This window comes from Desulfitobacterium nosdiversum, assembly GCF_049860565.1.
Lineage (GTDB): Bacteria > Bacillota > Desulfitobacteriia > Desulfitobacteriales > Desulfitobacteriaceae > Desulfitobacterium_A > Desulfitobacterium_A nosdiversum.
In genome coordinates this window covers 362,729-378,281 of sequence record NZ_CP172056.1, presented here as the reverse complement: position 1 = coordinate 378,281, position 15,553 = coordinate 362,729, and the positions used below count along the sequence as shown (strand labels likewise).

The window sequence follows — 15,553 nt, the reverse complement described above, 5'->3', positions numbered from 1 at the left end:
AGTCCGTAATGAGGAGATTATCATTTGATCAATTTTATCTCACGAGAGGGATCTCCATAAACATCGAAGCGAGGTTTTAAAGTAAGGCCTTGCTTTTGGTTGTTTATGTCTAAATATTATTTCCTCGGGCGAGGACATAACACTTGAGGGGTGAAGCGTAAATGTTCTATCCTGTTAAGGTTGGGACTCGGGAGCGCTGGAGTTTTTCCAGAATCCGTGAAGTTCTCGACATGCCAAATCTAATTGAAATTCAGCAGAACTCCTATCAGTGGTTCCTTGATGAGGGGCTACGCGAAATGTTCCGTGACATTTCTCCAATTCAAGATTTCACAGGTAACCTAGTCTTAGAATTTATCGATTATAGTTTAGGCGAGCCCAAATATGAAGTTGAAGAATGCAAAGAACGCGACGTAACTTTTGCGGCGCCATTAAGGGTAAAGGTCCGCCTCATCAATAAAGAGACGGGCGAGGTTAAGGAGCAGGAAGTCTTTATGGGAGATTTTCCGCTTATGACGGCCAAAGGAACGTTCATTATTAATGGTGCTGAGCGGGTTATCGTTAGTCAGCTTGTTCGTTCTCCAGGGGTTTATTATGCTGAAAGCATTGACCCAAGCGGTAAAAAGCTTTACGGGGCAACGATCATTCCGAACCGCGGTGCATGGCTTGAGTTTGAGTCGGATTTAAATGATAACCTGTTTGTTCGTGTTGACCGTACACGGAAACTTCCGGCAACAGTTCTTATCCGTGCTCTTGGGTATGCAACAAATGGGCAGATTCTTGAGCTGTTTGATGATAATGAGCATATACGCCTGACTTTAGAAAGAGATAACTCGGAATCTACTGAGGAAGCACTGGTAGAGATTTATAAACGTCTCCGTCCAGGCGAACCGCCAACAGTTGACAGTGCACGTTCTTTGCTGGAAGCTTTATTCTTTGATCCTAAACGTTATGATTTAGCTAAAGTGGGAAGATATAAACTGAATAAGAAATTGAGCTTGGATATCCCGCCTGAAGTCCATCATTTGACACGCGAGGATATTATCAGCTCTCTTCGTCAGATGCTTAATCTGATGAATGGTGAAGGACATAGAGACGATATTGACCATTTGGGTAACCGCCGCCTGCGTTCAGTCGGTGAATTGCTTCAGAACCAATTCCGAATTGGTCTTTCACGGATGGAAAGAGTTGTAAGGGAACGGATGACCATTCAAGATGTGGATGTCATCACGCCGCAAGTCCTTATCAATATCCGTCCCGTTGTAGCTGCTATCAAAGAATTCTTCGGCAGCAGCCAGCTGTCTCAGTTTATGGATCAAACGAATCCTCTTGCTGAGTTGACTCATAAACGCCGTCTGAGCGCCTTGGGACCCGGTGGATTAAGCCGTGAACGTGCAGGATTCGAAGTCCGTGACGTTCACCATTCCCACTATGGACGGATGTGCCCGATTGAAACTCCAGAAGGTCCGAATATCGGTTTGATTGGATCTTTAAGTACGTATGGTCGAATTAATCCTTATGGTTTTATTGAAGCCCCTTATCGTAAAGTGGTTGAAGGCCGGGTTACTGACCGGATTGATTATCTGACCGCTGATGAGGAGGAAAAATTTGTTGTCGCACAGGCAAATGCTCCTCTTGATGAAAATGGACGTTTCCTTGAAGAAAAAATTGATGCCCGCCATGGAGCAGATTTCGTTTTAGTTTCGCCTTCTCGCATTGACTATATGGACGTATCTCCGAAACAAATGGTATCCATTGCAACGGCTTTGATCCCCTTCCTTGAGCACGATGATGCTAACCGGGCTTTAATGGGATCCAACATGCAGCGTCAAGCAGTACCTCTTCTCCGTACGGATTCCCCTTATGTTGGAACAGGTATGGAGTATAAAGCGGCTAAAGATTCAGGCGTATGTATCCTCGCCCAAAAGCCTGGGGTTATTGAACGGGCAACCGCCGATGAAATTATCATTCGGCATGAGGATGGAACACTTGAGAAGCATAAATTGCTTAAGTATCTTCGCTCTAACCAAGGAACCTGCATCAATCAACGTCCGATTGTTATGAAAGGGGAACAGGTTGAAGCTGAACAGATTATTGCAGATGGCCCATCGACAGATCATGGAGAGTTAGCACTGGGCCGGAACGTATTGATTGCCTTCATGACTTGGGAAGGCTACAACTACGAGGATGCTGTCCTAATCAGTGAAAAGCTTGTTCGTGAAGATTATTATACTTCGATTCATATTGAAGAGTATGAATCTGATGCGCGGGATACAAAGCTTGGGCCGGAAGAGATTACCCGTGATATTCCGAATGTTGGAGAAGATGTCTTAAAAGATTTGGATGAACGCGGAATTATCCGGATCGGAGCTGAGGTTCGTCCTGGAGACATTCTTGTCGGTAAAGTTACTCCTAAAGGAGAAACAGAACTGACGGCTGAGGAACGCCTCCTCCGCGCGATCTTTGGGGAAAAAGCGCGTGAAGTCCGGGATACTTCGCTTCGTGTACCACACGGCGAAGCAGGAAAGATTGTTGATGTTAAGGTCTTCACCCGTGAAAACGGAGATGAACTTGCACCTGGAGTCAATGAACTCGTTCGGGTTTACATCGCTCAAAAACGTAAAATCTCTGTCGGGGATAAAATGGCAGGACGCCACGGAAATAAAGGGGTTATTTCCAGGATCATGCGTCAAGAGGATATGCCCTTCCTTCCGGATGGCACTCCTGTAGAAATCGTTCTTAATCCGCTGGGTGTTCCGTCACGGATGAATATTGGGCAGGTTCTGGAGACACACCTTGGCTGGGCTGCTAAAACTCTGGGCGTAAAGGTAGCTACGCCTGTATTTGATGGAGCAAGGGAACAAGATGTCTTTGATACGCTCAAAAAGGCGGGACTTCCTGAAAACGGTAAGACAGTTCTCTATGATGGGCGTACTGGCGAGCCTTTTGATAACCAGATTACAGTAGGCGTTATGTACTTCCTCAAACTTCACCATCTTGTTGATGATAAAATCCATGCACGTTCAACCGGACCATACTCCCTTGTAACGCAGCAGCCTCTCGGCGGTAAAGCGCAGTTTGGCGGACAACGTTTCGGAGAAATGGAAGTTTGGGCTCTAGAGGCTTATGGTGCTGCATATACCTTGCAAGAAATTCTTACGGTTAAATCGGATGATGTTGTAGGTCGTGTTAAGACTTATGAAGCGATTGTAAAAGGGGAAAATATCCCTGAACCTGGTGTTCCGGAATCTTTCAAAGTTCTCATCAAGGAACTTCAGAGTTTAGCCCTCGATGTTCGAGTGCTTTCCGAAGACGATAAAGAGATTGAAATCCGTGAGATTGATGAAGATGTGACCGAAACGGCAAAAGAATTGGGAATTGACCTCCAGGAAGATATGCCGGTTCCTGAACTCGTTGAATCAGGCGAGGGAGAAGAAGACGAGAACGAGGACGAAGAGACCCTAGAGGAAGAAGTCTTCGAAGAAGATAACTTGGACGATTTCGAATAATTCCCAGGCGAAAGGAGAGAGAACCTTGCTAGACGTCAATAACTTTGATCGGATGCGTATTGGCCTGGCTTCTCCGGAAATGATCCGTGCTTGGTCGCATGGAGAAGTAAAAAAACCGGAAACCATTAACTATCGTACTTTAAAGCCTGAACGGGAAGGTTTATTCTGTGAAAAGATCTTTGGACCAACCCGAGATTGGGAATGTCATTGCGGAAAATATAAGCGGGTTCGTTATAAAGGTATTGTCTGCGATCGCTGCGGTGTTGAAGTTACACGTTCTAAAGTACGCCGGGAGCGGATGGGACATATTGAATTAGCTGCACCAGTATCTCATATTTGGTATTTTAAAGGGATTCCAAGCCGGATGGGGCTTCTTTTAGATATGTCTCCCCGTTCCTTGGAGAAGGTGCTGTATTTTGTTTCATATATTGTAACTGATGCCGGGGATACCTCCTTAATCAAAAAACAGCTTCTTACAGAAACAGAATACCGTGAATATCGCGATAAATATGGGAATCGGTTCGAAGCAGGCATGGGTGCTGAATCCATTAAAATACTCCTTGAAGAAATGGATTTAGACACGCTTTATGAAGAACTTCGCACTGAATTAAAAGAAGTCTCCGGACAACGCCGAGTTCGTGCGATTCGCCGTCTCGAAGTTGTCGAAGCATTTAAGGTTTCTGGGAACAGCCCTGAATGGATGATCATGGACGTTGTCCCCGTTATTCCGCCGGAGCTCCGCCCGATGGTTCAGTTGGATGGGGGACGGTTTGCAACTTCCGACTTAAATGACCTTTATCGTCGTGTGATCAACCGGAATAACCGCTTAAAACGGCTTCTTGACTTAGGTGCACCAGACATCATTGTGCGCAATGAAAAACGGATGCTTCAAGAAGCAGTCGATGCCTTGATTGATAATGGACGCCGCGGCCGGCCAGTTACCGGACCGGGTAACCGCCCTTTGAAATCCTTAAGCGATATGCTTAAAGGAAAACAAGGCCGTTTCCGTCAAAACTTGCTGGGAAAACGGGTTGACTATTCAGGACGTTCAGTTATCGTCGTTGGTCCTAACCTTCGGATGCATCAATGTGGTCTTCCTAAGGAAATGGCCCTCGAACTCTTTAAACCCTTTGTTATGAAAAAACTTGTGAATGAAGGGCATGCTCATAATATTAAAAGCGCTAAACGCATGGTTGAACGTGTTCGCCCAGAAGTATGGGATGTTTTGGAAGAGGTAATTACTGAACATCCAGTTCTTCTCAATCGTGCACCAACCTTGCACCGTTTAGGGATTCAAGCCTTTGAACCCATTCTTGTTGAAGGCCGAGCATTGCAAATTCATCCTTTAGTATGTACGGCGTATAACGCGGACTTCGACGGAGACCAAATGGCTGTGCACGTCCCTCTTTCGGCAGAGGCTCAGGCTGAAGCTCGGATTTTGATGCTGTCAGCCCATAATATCCTAAATCCTAAGGATGGCCGCCCAGTTGCTTCTCCGACTCAGGATATGGTTCTCGGTTCTTACTATCTGACGATGGAACGTCCGGGAGCTTTGGGTGAAGGGAAAATCTTTAAAGATATGGACGAGGCAGAGCTTGCCTATGAAGCTAAAGAAGTTAACCTTCAGGCCTTTATCAAGGTTCGCAAAGAAGACGGATCTCTTCTGGAAACAACAGTAGGCCGATTGATCTTTAATTCCGTGATTCCCGATGAAGTAGGGTATATCAACGAGGTTCAAGGGAAGAAGCAGCTGAACAACATTGTTGCTAAATCCTATCGTCTCTGTGGCTATCAGGCAACGGCTGACTTGCTTGACGGTATTAAAAGTTTAGGCTTTAAATACTCGACAAAGGCAGGTATGACGGTTGGTTTGGCAGATATCACAGTTCCTGAAGAGAAAAAGCAAATTCTTTCGGATGCGGATAACCAAGTTGCTAAAACTGAGCAGCAATATCGCCGCGGTCTTATCACTGATGAAGAACGCTATGGGAAGGTTATTGATATCTGGACGCATGCTACAGATGATGTCACTAAGTCTCTGATGGATACTCTCGACCATTACAATCCAATTTATATGATGGCTACATCCGGAGCCCGCGGTAATATTCAACAGCTTCGTCAGCTTGCCGGAATGCGCGGACTTATGGCTGACCCGTCTGGACGAACGATTGAGCTGCCGATTAAAGCGAACTTCCGTGAAGGACTTACCGTTTTGGAATACTTCATTTCGTCTCACGGTGCGCGTAAAGGTTTGGCAGATACGGCTCTGCGGACGGCCGACTCTGGATATTTAACACGCCGCCTAGTTGATGTTTCTCAGGATGTCATTGTTCGCGAGGAGGACTGCGGAACAACTCAGGGAATTCTCGTTGACGATATTAAAGATGGTCCTGAAGTTATTGAAAAATTAGAAGAGCGTTTAGTGGGCCGTTTTGTGCTCGAGGATGTGAAGGATCCTAAAACCGGTGAGATTCTGGCGACAACGGATCATGAGATCACCGAGGACCAGGCTAAGGAAATTGCTAAATCCTATGATCAGCTCAAGATTCGTTCTGTATTGACCTGTAAGAGCCGTCATGGGGTTTGCCGCAAATGTTATGGACGGAATCTTGCGACCGGACGTCCTGTTGAAATGGGAGAAGCTGTCGGTATTATTGCAGCGCAATCTATTGGTGAACCTGGAACTCAGTTGACCATGCGTACCTTCCATACGGGAGGAGTTGCGGGTGATGACATTACGCAAGGTTTGCCGCGGGTAGAAGAATTGTTTGAAGCCCGTAAGCCAAAAGGCCAAGCGATAATCTCTGAAATTGGCGGTAAGGTTACACTGAGCGAAGTTAAAGGGCGTCGTGAAGTTGAGGTTGTCGGTGAGCATGATGAACGTGCCACCTATTCGATTCCTTATGGATCTCGTCTTAAAGTCCACGACGGTGATCTGATTGAGGCTGGCGATGAGCTGACTGAAGGAAGCATTAATCCACACGACATGCTGAAGGTTAAAGGAATACGCGGTGTTCAAGTCTACCTTGTCGGTGAAGTTCAACGCGTTTACCGCCTGCAGGGTGTTGATATTAACGATAAACACATTGAGGTTATGGTTCGCCAAATGCTGCGTAAAGTTAAAATCGAAGAAGGCGGAGATACCAATCTCTTACCCGGTGCTTTAATTGATGTCTTTGAATTTGAAGAAGAGAATGCCAAAGCAATTACTGCCGGCGGTGAGCCTGCAGTGGCTCGCCCGGTTCTCCTCGGAATCACGAAAGCTTCTCTTGCTACCGATTCCTTCCTCTCAGCGGCTTCTTTCCAAGAGACGACCCGTGTCCTAACAGAGGCCGCCATTAAAGGAAAGGTCGACCCGCTGCTGGGCTTAAAAGAGAACGTGATCATTGGTAAATTGATTCCTGCAGGAACCGGGATGTCACGTTACCGCAATGTTAAGATTATCGAATCGGAAGAAATTTGAAATCTTGACACGTGAAATCTTGGGTGCTAAAATATCATAGTGAAATTTAATGGCATTCAATAAATAGGTCATTAAATGAGGAGGAAAGCATTTTTGATGCTTGATGAAACCTTTAAAAATTCAAAACACAAGACTGTTGGGATCAAACAAACCCAACGCGCCTTGGAAAAAGGAATTGTGCGCCAGGTATTTCTTGCGAAAGATGCTGAACATCATGTCCTGCGCCCGATTATCGAAGCTTGTCGTGCTCGGGAAGTTCAAATGATTGAGATTCCAACTATGGAAGAGCTGGGAAAGGCGTGCGGTATCGAAGTAGGCACCGCGGTGGCAGCCTTAATCGTGGAGTAATTCCGGCACGAGGTAGTTCCTATGTTATTTTTGGGAATTGCTTGCCAGATGCTGTGGCAAGCAATTCCTTTGATATTGTTTTTGCTGAGGAAGGAGGTTAAAAAATGCCGACGATTAACCAATTAATCCGTCAAGGACGCGCGAAGTTGACAAAGAAATCAACAGCTCCTGCTTTGCAATGGGGCTTGAACTCTTTAAAACGCAAGCAGTTTCCCTCAGGTGGTTCACCACAAAAACGCGGAGTATGTACTAGAGTTTATACGACTACACCGAAAAAGCCTAACTCGGCTCTTCGTAAAGTAGCTCGTGTACGTTTGACAAACGGGATTGAGGTTACCTCTTATATTCCGGGAATCGGACACAATCTACAGGAGCACTCCGTTGTTCTTGTCCGTGGAGGCCGTGTTAAGGACCTGCCAGGTGTTCGTTACCATATTGTTCGTGGTGCACTCGATACCACAGGCGTGCAAAAACGGATGCAAGCCCGTTCCAAATATGGAGCTAAGCGTCCGAAAAAAGCCGCTAAGTAATTGAACTAATTAATTAAAATTTTGGATAAAGGGGGGAAATGAATTGCCACGTAAGGGATATATCGCAAAACGTGAAGTTCTGCCCGATCCTATTTATAAAAACCGTACTGTCACAAAGTTTGTTAATCAAATCATGCTGGACGGCAAAAAAGGAACTGCAGAAGCGATTTGTTATAATGCATTTGAAGTGATTCGCGAAAAGACCGGAAAAGACCCGATTGAGGTCTTTGAAACGGCTCTAAAGAATGCGATGCCTGTGCTCGAAGTTAAAGCACGCCGCGTTGGTGGTGCTAACTACCAAGTTCCGATCGAAGTTCGCCCGGAGCGTCGTCAAACCCTAGGCCTTCGCTGGATTGTGGGTTATGCTCGCAAGCGCAGTGAAAAGACCATGGAAGAGAAGATTGCCGGAGAACTGATGGACGCAGCGAATAATACAGGCGGTTCTGTTAAGAAGAAAGAAGATACGCATAAAATGGCTGAAGCTAATAAGGCATTTGCACATTTCCGCTGGTAATGATGTTTTATTCAAGCTAACAGTGGGAATAACTACGGCAGAAAGGGGGATTATCAGTGGCAAGGCAATTTTCATTAGAGAAAACCCGGAATATCGGTATCATGGCGCACATTGATGCGGGTAAAACAACGACGACCGAACGTATTCTTTTCTATACAGGTCGTGTGCATAAAATCGGGGAAGTTCATGATGGCGCGGCTACGATGGACTGGATGGTTCAGGAACAGGAGCGCGGAATCACGATTACCTCTGCTGCAACAACCGCACACTGGAAAGATCACCGAATTAACATTATCGATACACCAGGGCACGTGGACTTCACCGTTGAGGTCGAACGTTCACTCCGTGTACTTGATGGGACAGTAGCAGTCTTTGACTCAGTCGCTGGGGTAGAACCTCAATCTGAGACAGTTTGGCGGCAAGCAGATAAATATGGGGTACCTCGTATTGCCTACATCAACAAAATGGACCGCATGGGCGCCGATTATTTTCGGGCAGTATCAATGATTGCTGATCGGTTGGGTTCGAACCCGGTTCCGATTCAAATCCCGATTGGTTCAGAAGAAAATTTTGTAGGACTCGTGGATTTGGTTAAGATGGAAGCGTTAGTATATACTGACGATTTAGGTACGACCAGCGAACACACCGGTATCCCCGGAGACTTGGTCGAAATAGCCAATGAATATCGTGAGAAACTTATTGAGGCAGTTGCCGATACGAGTGAAGAGCTCATGATGAAATATCTCGAAGGTGAAGAATTAACAGAGGCGGAAATCCGTGAAGGACTTCGCAAAGGAACAATTGCTCTAAAATTTGTTCCGGTACTCTGCGGTTCTTCGTTCAAGAATAAAGGGGTTCAACCGCTTTTAGATGCGGTTGTTGATTATATGCCCTCCCCGCTTGATGTACCTGCTATTAAAGGTGTACATCCGGAGACAGGTGAAGAAGATCATCGTAAAGCGGATGACTCAGAACCCTTCTCCGCCTTGGCCTTTAAGATCATGGCTGACCCTTATGTGGGTAAATTGGCATTTTTCCGGGTATACTCGGGAGTTCTTGCATCAGGTTCTTATGTCTATAACTCCACGAAAGGCAAACGCGAACGGATCGGTCGGATTCTCTTAATGCATGCGAACCACCGTGAAGAAATCCAAGAAGTTTACTCTGGAGATATCGCAGCTGCTGTTGGACTCAAAGACACAACGACAGGGGATACCCTGTGTGATGAAAAGAACTCAATTATCTTAGAATCCATGGTGTTCCCTGATCCTGTTATTTCGGTTGCAATTGAGCCGAAAACAAAGGCAGATCAGGAAAAAATGGGTGGAGCTTTAGCTCGCTTGGCGGAAGAAGATCCAACCTTCAAAATGCATACGGATACTGAGACCGGACAGACGATTATTGAAGGAATGGGTGAATTACACCTCGAGATTATCGTTGACCGGATGCAAAGAGAGTTCAAAGTTGAATGTAACGTAGGTCGTCCCCAAGTTGCTTATAAGGAAACGATACGCCGCACAGTTAAATCTGAAGGTAAGTTCGTTCGTCAATCTGGTGGACGTGGACAATATGGACACTGCTGGGTTGAACTCGAACCCCTTGAACCGGGGACCGGTTTTGAGTTCGTCAATAAGGTCGTCGGTGGCGTAATCCCGAAAGAGTATATTAACCCGATTGGTGCTGGTATCGAAGAAGCCATGCAGAATGGTATTCTGGCCGGATATCCCGTAGTTGATATACGTGCTACCGTTTATGATGGATCTTACCATGATGTAGACTCCTCTGAAATGGCCTTTAAGATTGCGGGTTCCATGGCCTTTAAAGCAGGTGCGCTAAAAGCTGATCCGGCAATTCTTGAACCCGTCATGAAGGTTGAAGTCACAGTACCTGAAGAGTATATGGGTGATGTCATTGGTGACATGAACTCCCGTCGTGGACGAATTGAAGGTATGGAAGCTCGTTCCGGAGCACAAGTGGTTCGTGGATTCGTACCGCTCAGTGAAATGTTCGGTTACGCAACAGACCTTCGTTCCCGTACTCAGGGCCGTGGTGTCTACGTTATGATGATGGATCACTTTGAAGAAGTACCCAAAAACATCGCTGAAGGCATTATTGCCAAGCGAACTGGGTCTAAAGAATAATATTAAGGAGTGAAAATCTAATGGCAAAGCAAAAGTACGAACGTACAAAACCCCACGTTAACGTTGGTACCATCGGTCACGTTGACCATGGTAAAACTACGACAACCGCTGCTATCACAACTGTTCTTTCAAAATCAGGTGGAGCTATTGCTACCGCTTTCGACCAAATCGACAAAGCTCCAGAAGAGCGTGAACGCGGAATCACGATCTCAACCGCACACGTTGAATATGAAACCGAAAACCGCCACTATGCACACGTTGACTGCCCAGGGCACGCTGACTATGTTAAAAACATGATCACCGGTGCTGCTCAAATGGACGGTGCGATCCTCGTTGTATCTGCTGCTGACGGTCCAATGCCTCAAACTCGTGAGCATATCCTGCTTGCTCGTCAGGTTGGTGTTAAATACATCGTTGTATGGCTTAACAAAGCTGACATGGTTGATGATCCTGAATTAATGGAACTCGTCGAAATGGAAATTCGTGAACTCTTAAACGAATATGAATTCCCTGGCGACGACATTCCGATCATTCCTGGTTCCGGCCTTAAAGCTCTCCAATGCGGCTGCGGAAAACGCGACTGTGAATGGTGCGGCAAGATCTGGAACCTAATGGATGCTGTGGATTCTTATATCCCAACTCCAGAACGTGCTACTGACAAGCCGTTCCTCATGCCTGTCGAAGACGTATTCACGATTACCGGTCGTGGTACTGTTGCTACAGGTCGTGTTGAGCGTGGTTCTGTTAAAGTCGGTGATGAAGTTGAAATCGTTGGTTTAACAGATGCTCCTAAGAAAACGGTTGTTACAGGTGTTGAAATGTTCCGTAAACTCCTCGATCAAGCTGTTGCTGGTGATAACATCGGAGCTCTTCTCCGTGGTATCGACCGTAAAGAAATCGAGCGCGGACAAGTTTTGGCGAAAACCGGAAGCATTAAACCTCATACCAAATTCAGCGGAGAGGTTTATATCCTGAGCAAAGAAGAAGGCGGACGTCATACCCCTTTCTTCAACAACTACCGTCCTCAATTCTACTTCCGTACAACTGACGTTACCGGAGTTATCACTCTTCCAGAAGGTGTTGAAATGGTTATGCCTGGTGACCGTGTAACGATCTCCTGTGAACTCATCACACCAATTGCTATGGAAGAAGGACTTCGCTTCGCTATCCGTGAAGGCGGACGTACAGTTGGATCAGGCGTTGTTGCCAATATCCACGCTTAAGATTACAAATGAAACGAGTAGGTAGATCAGAATTTGGGTCAGCCTTACTAGGGATGCCGCAGGATCATCTGCGGCATCCTGACTCGTTCTTTTTAATACTCTCACATGACGTAAAAGGTTGCCGGCTGAGGTGACTCCGCTCTCACCGGGTAATTTTTGCGCCGCATATCCGTTAATCGGAAAAATTTTAGGAGGTCATAAAATGAGCAGCGAAAAAATTCGTATCCGCCTTAAGGCGTATGATCACAAAACACTGGATCAATCCGCAGAGAGAATTGTTGATACAGCAAAAAGAACAGGAGCACGCGTAAGCGGCCCAATTCCTCTTCCAACTGAGAAAAATATTTATACGATCCTCCGTTCTCCACATGTCAACAAAGATTCACGGGAACAGTTCGAAATGCGCACTCATAAGCGTTTAATCGATATTCTTGAACCAACCTCGAAAACGGTGGATGCTTTAATGCGTTTAGATTTGCCTGCTGGCGTTGATATCGAAATTAAACTTTAAGGAAAAAGATTATAGGCTCTTTTCAAGCGCTCGGAATTCTAAAAAATTTTTTTTGGAATTCCTAAAAAGGTAGCGCTTTTTTAGAGTTTATGATATAATATTTATGTTTGTGATGTGAAACGCCCGGAGGCGTGGTATTGCGCATCGGACTTCACTCGCAATAGATAACCAAATAAACGAACGCTCTCGTGCTCTGGAATTTATTCCGGCGCACTTCAAAGTGTTCAGGAGGTGGCATTCGTGTCGAATGGAATTTTGGGTAAGAAAGTCGGAATGACCCAAGTATTTACCGAAGAAGGCAAACTGATTCCGGTAACTGTGGTCGAAGCTGGTCCATGTTTTGTGGTTCAGAAGAAAACAGTAGCAACCGACGGCTACAATGCAATTCAAGTGGGTTTCAACGAATTGCGGGAAAAATTATCGAATAAGCCGGCAAAAGGACATTTTCAAAAGGCTAATTTGAAACCTTTGCGCTGGGTTCGTGAGTTCCGCATTGATAATGTGGATGCTTACGAAGTTGGCCAAGAGATCAAAGCTGATGTCTTTACTGCAGGCGAGGCTGTGGATGTCGTTGGAATTTCTAAAGGAAAAGGCTTCCAAGGCATGATTAAGCGTCACAATGGACATCGCGGACCAATGAAGCATGGCTCTAAGTATCATCGCCGTACCGGTTCCCTCGGCGCGAAAGGCCCGGCTCGTGTATTTAAAGGCCGCTTGCTTCCAGGACGTATGGGCGGAGATCGTGTTACGGTTCAAAACCTTCAAATTGTCCGGGTTGATGCGGATAAAAATATGATCCTCGTTAAAGGCGCAGTACCTGGCGCTAAAAAAGGATTGCTCATTCTAACGCCTTCTGTTAAGGCGAAGTAACTTATAAGAAAGGAGGAATAAGCAATGCCGAAGGTTCAAGTAGTTAACATGCAAGGTTCTCCTGTCGGAGAAATCGAGCTTAATGAATATGTATTTGGGATTGAGCCCAATACTTATGTGCTCCACTCAGCAGTTGTTTCACAACTGGCCAGCCTAAGACGTGGTACGCATTCGACCCTGCTTCGGGGTGAAGTTCGCGGAGGCGGACGTAAACCTTGGCGGCAAAAAGGAACGGGTCGTGCACGTGCGGGCAGTATCCGTTCGCCGCTATTTAGAGGGGGCGCGGTGCTCTTTGGACCGAAACCCCGTGATTATGGCTTTTCCCTTCCCAAGAAAGTCCGTCGCCTGGCTTTGCGTTCGGCCCTTTCTTCTAAGGTTAACGAGCAGAAATTGATCGTTTTGGAAGATTTGAGTTTGAATGAAGCAAAAACACGCGAAATGGTAAAAGTGCTTAAAGCACTTCAGGCGGATAAAAAAGCCTTAATCGTGACTGATGAACTTAATGATACAGTTGAAAGATCGGCCCGTAATATCTGCGGAGTAAAAGCAACACCGGTTGAAGGCATGAATGTTTATGATCTCTTGCAACATGATGTTGTCGTAATGACAAAAGCTGCGGTAGCGAAAACGGAGGAGGTGTTAGCGTAATGCGCGATGCTCGTGAGGTTCTCGTACGCCCGGTGATTTCTGAGAAATCTGTAGGGATGGTCGAGGAAAACAAATACTCCTTCTGGGTTAACCCGGCTGCCAATAAAATTGAAGTCAAAGCCGCGGTAGAAAAGATGTTTAAGGTCCATGTTGAGGACGTACGGACAATAAATGTTCATGGAAAAATGAAGCGTGTCGGCCGGTATACCGGCAAAACGCCAGACCGTAAAAAAGCGATTGTTACGCTTAAAGCTGGAGATCGAATTGAAGGCTTTGCAGGTCTGTAAGTTTGACGCAAAGGAGGGAAAACCATGCCAGTAAAAGGATTTAAACCGTATGCTCCAGGTCGTCGTCAAATGACAGTATCGACCTTTGAGGAAATTACAAAAGTTGAGCCAGAGCGTTCCTTACTTATGCCAATACGTAAAAAGGGCGGTCGTAATAATGAAGGTCACCTGAGTGTTCGCCACCAGGGTGGCGGTCACAAACGGATGTTCCGAGTGATTGACTTCAAACGGAATAAGGACACTGTTCCGGCTAAGGTTGCAGCGATTGAATATGATCCGAATCGTTCAGCAAATATTGCGCTGTTGCATTATTTAGATGGTGCTAAAACGTATATACTTGCTCCGAACGGTTTGCAAGTGGGTCAAATGATTGTTTCTGGACCTGATGCTGATATTAAAGTGGGTAATGCGCTCCCCATAAAGAATATTCCTGTGGGTACCTTGCTTCATAACATTGAAATGAAACCGGGTAAAGGTGCTCAGCTCGTTCGCTCAGCGGGCGGCGCTGCGCAGCTCATGGCTAAAGAAGGCGCTTATGCTACACTGAGATTACCTTCCGGCGAAATGCGTATGGTTCACATTGATTGCCGTGCAACGATTGGTCAAGTTGGAAATCTCGATTATGAGAACATTCATATCGGTAAGGCTGGACGTTCTCGCTGGATGGGAATTCGCCCTACGGTTCGTGGTTCAGTTATGAACCCATGCGATCACCCACATGGCGGTGGTGAAGGTCGTAACCCAGTCGGACGTAACCCTGTTACTCCTTGGGGTAAACCGGCAATCGGAGCGAAAACCCGTAAGAAGAAAAATCCTTCTAACCGCTTCATTGTGAAACGGCGCAGTAAGTAGTCGAAAGGAGGCCATTAAATGAGCAGATCTCTTAAAAAAGGGCCTTATGTTGAAGAACGTTTACTCGCTCGGGTGGAAGGAATGAATACCGCCGGAGAAAAACGTGTTCTTAAAACTTGGTCCAGAAGCTCAACAATTTTTCCGCAAATGGTTGGACACACCATTGCGGTTCATGATGGACGTAAACACGTTCCAATTTATATTACTGAAGACATGGTAGGACACAAACTCGGTGAGTTTGCTCCTACACGCACCTATAAAGGCCATGCTGGCAGCGAAAAAGCCAGCGGCTTACGCTAAGGAGGAGTTAAAAAACATGCAAGCTAAAGCGATTGCAAGATATGTTCGGATCTCTCCTCGCAAGGTGCGCCAAGTGGTCGACCTCATTCGGGGCAAACAAGTGAATGATGCTCTTGCTATTCTGCAATTTACACCAAAAGGTGCTACTGAGCCTGTCACCAAGGTTCTTAAATCGGCTGTTGCCAATGCAGAACACAACTTAGAGTTAGACGCTGACGAACTTTTTGTAACGGAGATCTTTGTTGATCAAGGACCGACCTTGAAGCGCATTAAACCCCGGGCCATGGGACGGGCTGACCAAATCCGCAAGCGGTCCAGCCATATTACTGTGGTTGTCGGCGAGAAGAAGGAGGGTTAAAC

14 protein-coding genes are annotated in these 15,553 nt (G+C 46.1%); all 14 read left to right on the top strand.

What is annotated here, in order from left to right:
* The first annotated feature begins 161 nt into the window (after positions 1-161).
* Complete coding sequence (rpoB, locus tag ACHOLT_RS01925; protein ID WP_425805426.1) at positions 162-3,506, top strand: DNA-directed RNA polymerase subunit beta; 3,345 nt, start codon at positions 162-164, stop codon at positions 3,504-3,506.
* Between the two features lie 25 nt (positions 3,507-3,531).
* Entirely contained in the window at positions 3,532-6,969 is a 3,438-nt protein-coding gene (gene rpoC, locus ACHOLT_RS01920) for a DNA-directed RNA polymerase subunit beta' (RefSeq protein WP_425805424.1), read from the top strand.
* A 96-nt stretch (positions 6,970-7,065) separates the two neighbouring features.
* Positions 7,066-7,317 (top strand): L7Ae/L30e/S12e/Gadd45 family ribosomal protein, encoded by a 252-nt coding sequence (locus ACHOLT_RS01915; protein ID WP_425807847.1) that lies wholly within the window; start codon positions 7,066-7,068, stop codon positions 7,315-7,317.
* Positions 7,318-7,421: 104 nt separating this feature from the next.
* Positions 7,422-7,847 (top strand): 30S ribosomal protein S12, encoded by a 426-nt coding sequence (gene rpsL, locus ACHOLT_RS01910; RefSeq protein ID WP_425805423.1) that lies wholly within the window; start codon positions 7,422-7,424, stop codon positions 7,845-7,847.
* A 43-nt stretch (positions 7,848-7,890) separates the two neighbouring features.
* The gene (gene rpsG / locus ACHOLT_RS01905) at positions 7,891-8,361 is read left to right on the top strand and encodes a 30S ribosomal protein S7 (RefSeq protein ID WP_425805421.1); all 471 of its coding nucleotides are present in this window, start codon (positions 7,891-7,893) and stop codon (positions 8,359-8,361) included.
* Positions 8,362-8,417: 56 nt separating this feature from the next.
* Entirely contained in the window at positions 8,418-10,502 is a 2,085-nt protein-coding gene (fusA, locus tag ACHOLT_RS01900; protein ID WP_425805420.1) for an elongation factor G, read from the top strand.
* Between the two features lie 20 nt (positions 10,503-10,522).
* A complete protein-coding gene (gene tuf / locus ACHOLT_RS01895; protein ID WP_425805419.1) occupies positions 10,523-11,725 on the top strand; it encodes an elongation factor Tu in 1,203 nt (400 codons plus the stop codon).
* Between the two features lie 202 nt (positions 11,726-11,927).
* Positions 11,928-12,236, top strand: a complete 309-nt coding sequence (gene rpsJ / locus ACHOLT_RS01890) for a 30S ribosomal protein S10 (RefSeq protein WP_425805417.1) — start codon at positions 11,928-11,930, stop codon at positions 12,234-12,236.
* Positions 12,237-12,476: 240 nt separating this feature from the next.
* A complete protein-coding gene (gene rplC, locus ACHOLT_RS01885) occupies positions 12,477-13,106 on the top strand; it encodes a 50S ribosomal protein L3 (protein WP_425805416.1) in 630 nt (209 codons plus the stop codon).
* Positions 13,107-13,130: 24 nt separating this feature from the next.
* Positions 13,131-13,754: a 50S ribosomal protein L4 gene (gene rplD / locus ACHOLT_RS01880; RefSeq protein WP_425805415.1), complete on the top strand. Its 624-nt coding sequence runs from the start codon at positions 13,131-13,133 to the stop codon at positions 13,752-13,754.
* Positions 13,754-14,041: a 50S ribosomal protein L23 gene (locus ACHOLT_RS01875; RefSeq protein ID WP_425805413.1), complete on the top strand. Its 288-nt coding sequence runs from the start codon at positions 13,754-13,756 to the stop codon at positions 14,039-14,041. Before rplD ends, ACHOLT_RS01875 begins: the two co-directional genes overlap by 1 nt.
* A gap of 24 nt (positions 14,042-14,065) precedes the next feature.
* Positions 14,066-14,893, top strand: a complete 828-nt coding sequence (gene rplB, locus ACHOLT_RS01870) for a 50S ribosomal protein L2 (protein ID WP_425805412.1) — start codon at positions 14,066-14,068, stop codon at positions 14,891-14,893.
* 18 nt (positions 14,894-14,911) lie between these two features.
* On the top strand, positions 14,912-15,193 hold the full coding sequence (gene rpsS, locus ACHOLT_RS01865; RefSeq protein WP_425805410.1) for a 30S ribosomal protein S19: 282 nt from the start codon (positions 14,912-14,914) through the stop codon (positions 15,191-15,193).
* A 16-nt stretch (positions 15,194-15,209) separates the two neighbouring features.
* Complete coding sequence (rplV, locus tag ACHOLT_RS01860; protein WP_425807846.1) at positions 15,210-15,551, top strand: 50S ribosomal protein L22; 342 nt, start codon at positions 15,210-15,212, stop codon at positions 15,549-15,551.
* The last annotated feature ends 2 nt before the right edge of the window (positions 15,552-15,553 follow it).

Coding starts and splice junctions, on each gene's coding strand:
- rpoB (WP_425805426.1), top strand. CDS start 162: ATGTTCTATCCTGTTAAGGTTGGGACTCGGGAGCGCTGGAGTTTTTCC.
- ACHOLT_RS01915 (WP_425807847.1), top strand. CDS start 7,066: ATGCTTGATGAAACCTTTAAAAATTCAAAACACAAGACTGTTGGGATC.
- rpsL (WP_425805423.1), top strand. CDS start 7,422: ATGCCGACGATTAACCAATTAATCCGTCAAGGACGCGCGAAGTTGACA.
- tuf (WP_425805419.1), top strand. CDS start 10,523: ATGGCAAAGCAAAAGTACGAACGTACAAAACCCCACGTTAACGTTGGT.
- rpsJ (WP_425805417.1), top strand. CDS start 11,928: ATGAGCAGCGAAAAAATTCGTATCCGCCTTAAGGCGTATGATCACAAA.
- rplD (WP_425805415.1), top strand. CDS start 13,131: ATGCCGAAGGTTCAAGTAGTTAACATGCAAGGTTCTCCTGTCGGAGAA.
- ACHOLT_RS01875 (WP_425805413.1), top strand. CDS start 13,754: ATGCGCGATGCTCGTGAGGTTCTCGTACGCCCGGTGATTTCTGAGAAA.
- rplB (WP_425805412.1), top strand. CDS start 14,066: ATGCCAGTAAAAGGATTTAAACCGTATGCTCCAGGTCGTCGTCAAATG.
- rpsS (WP_425805410.1), top strand. CDS start 14,912: ATGAGCAGATCTCTTAAAAAAGGGCCTTATGTTGAAGAACGTTTACTC.
- rplV (WP_425807846.1), top strand. CDS start 15,210: ATGCAAGCTAAAGCGATTGCAAGATATGTTCGGATCTCTCCTCGCAAG.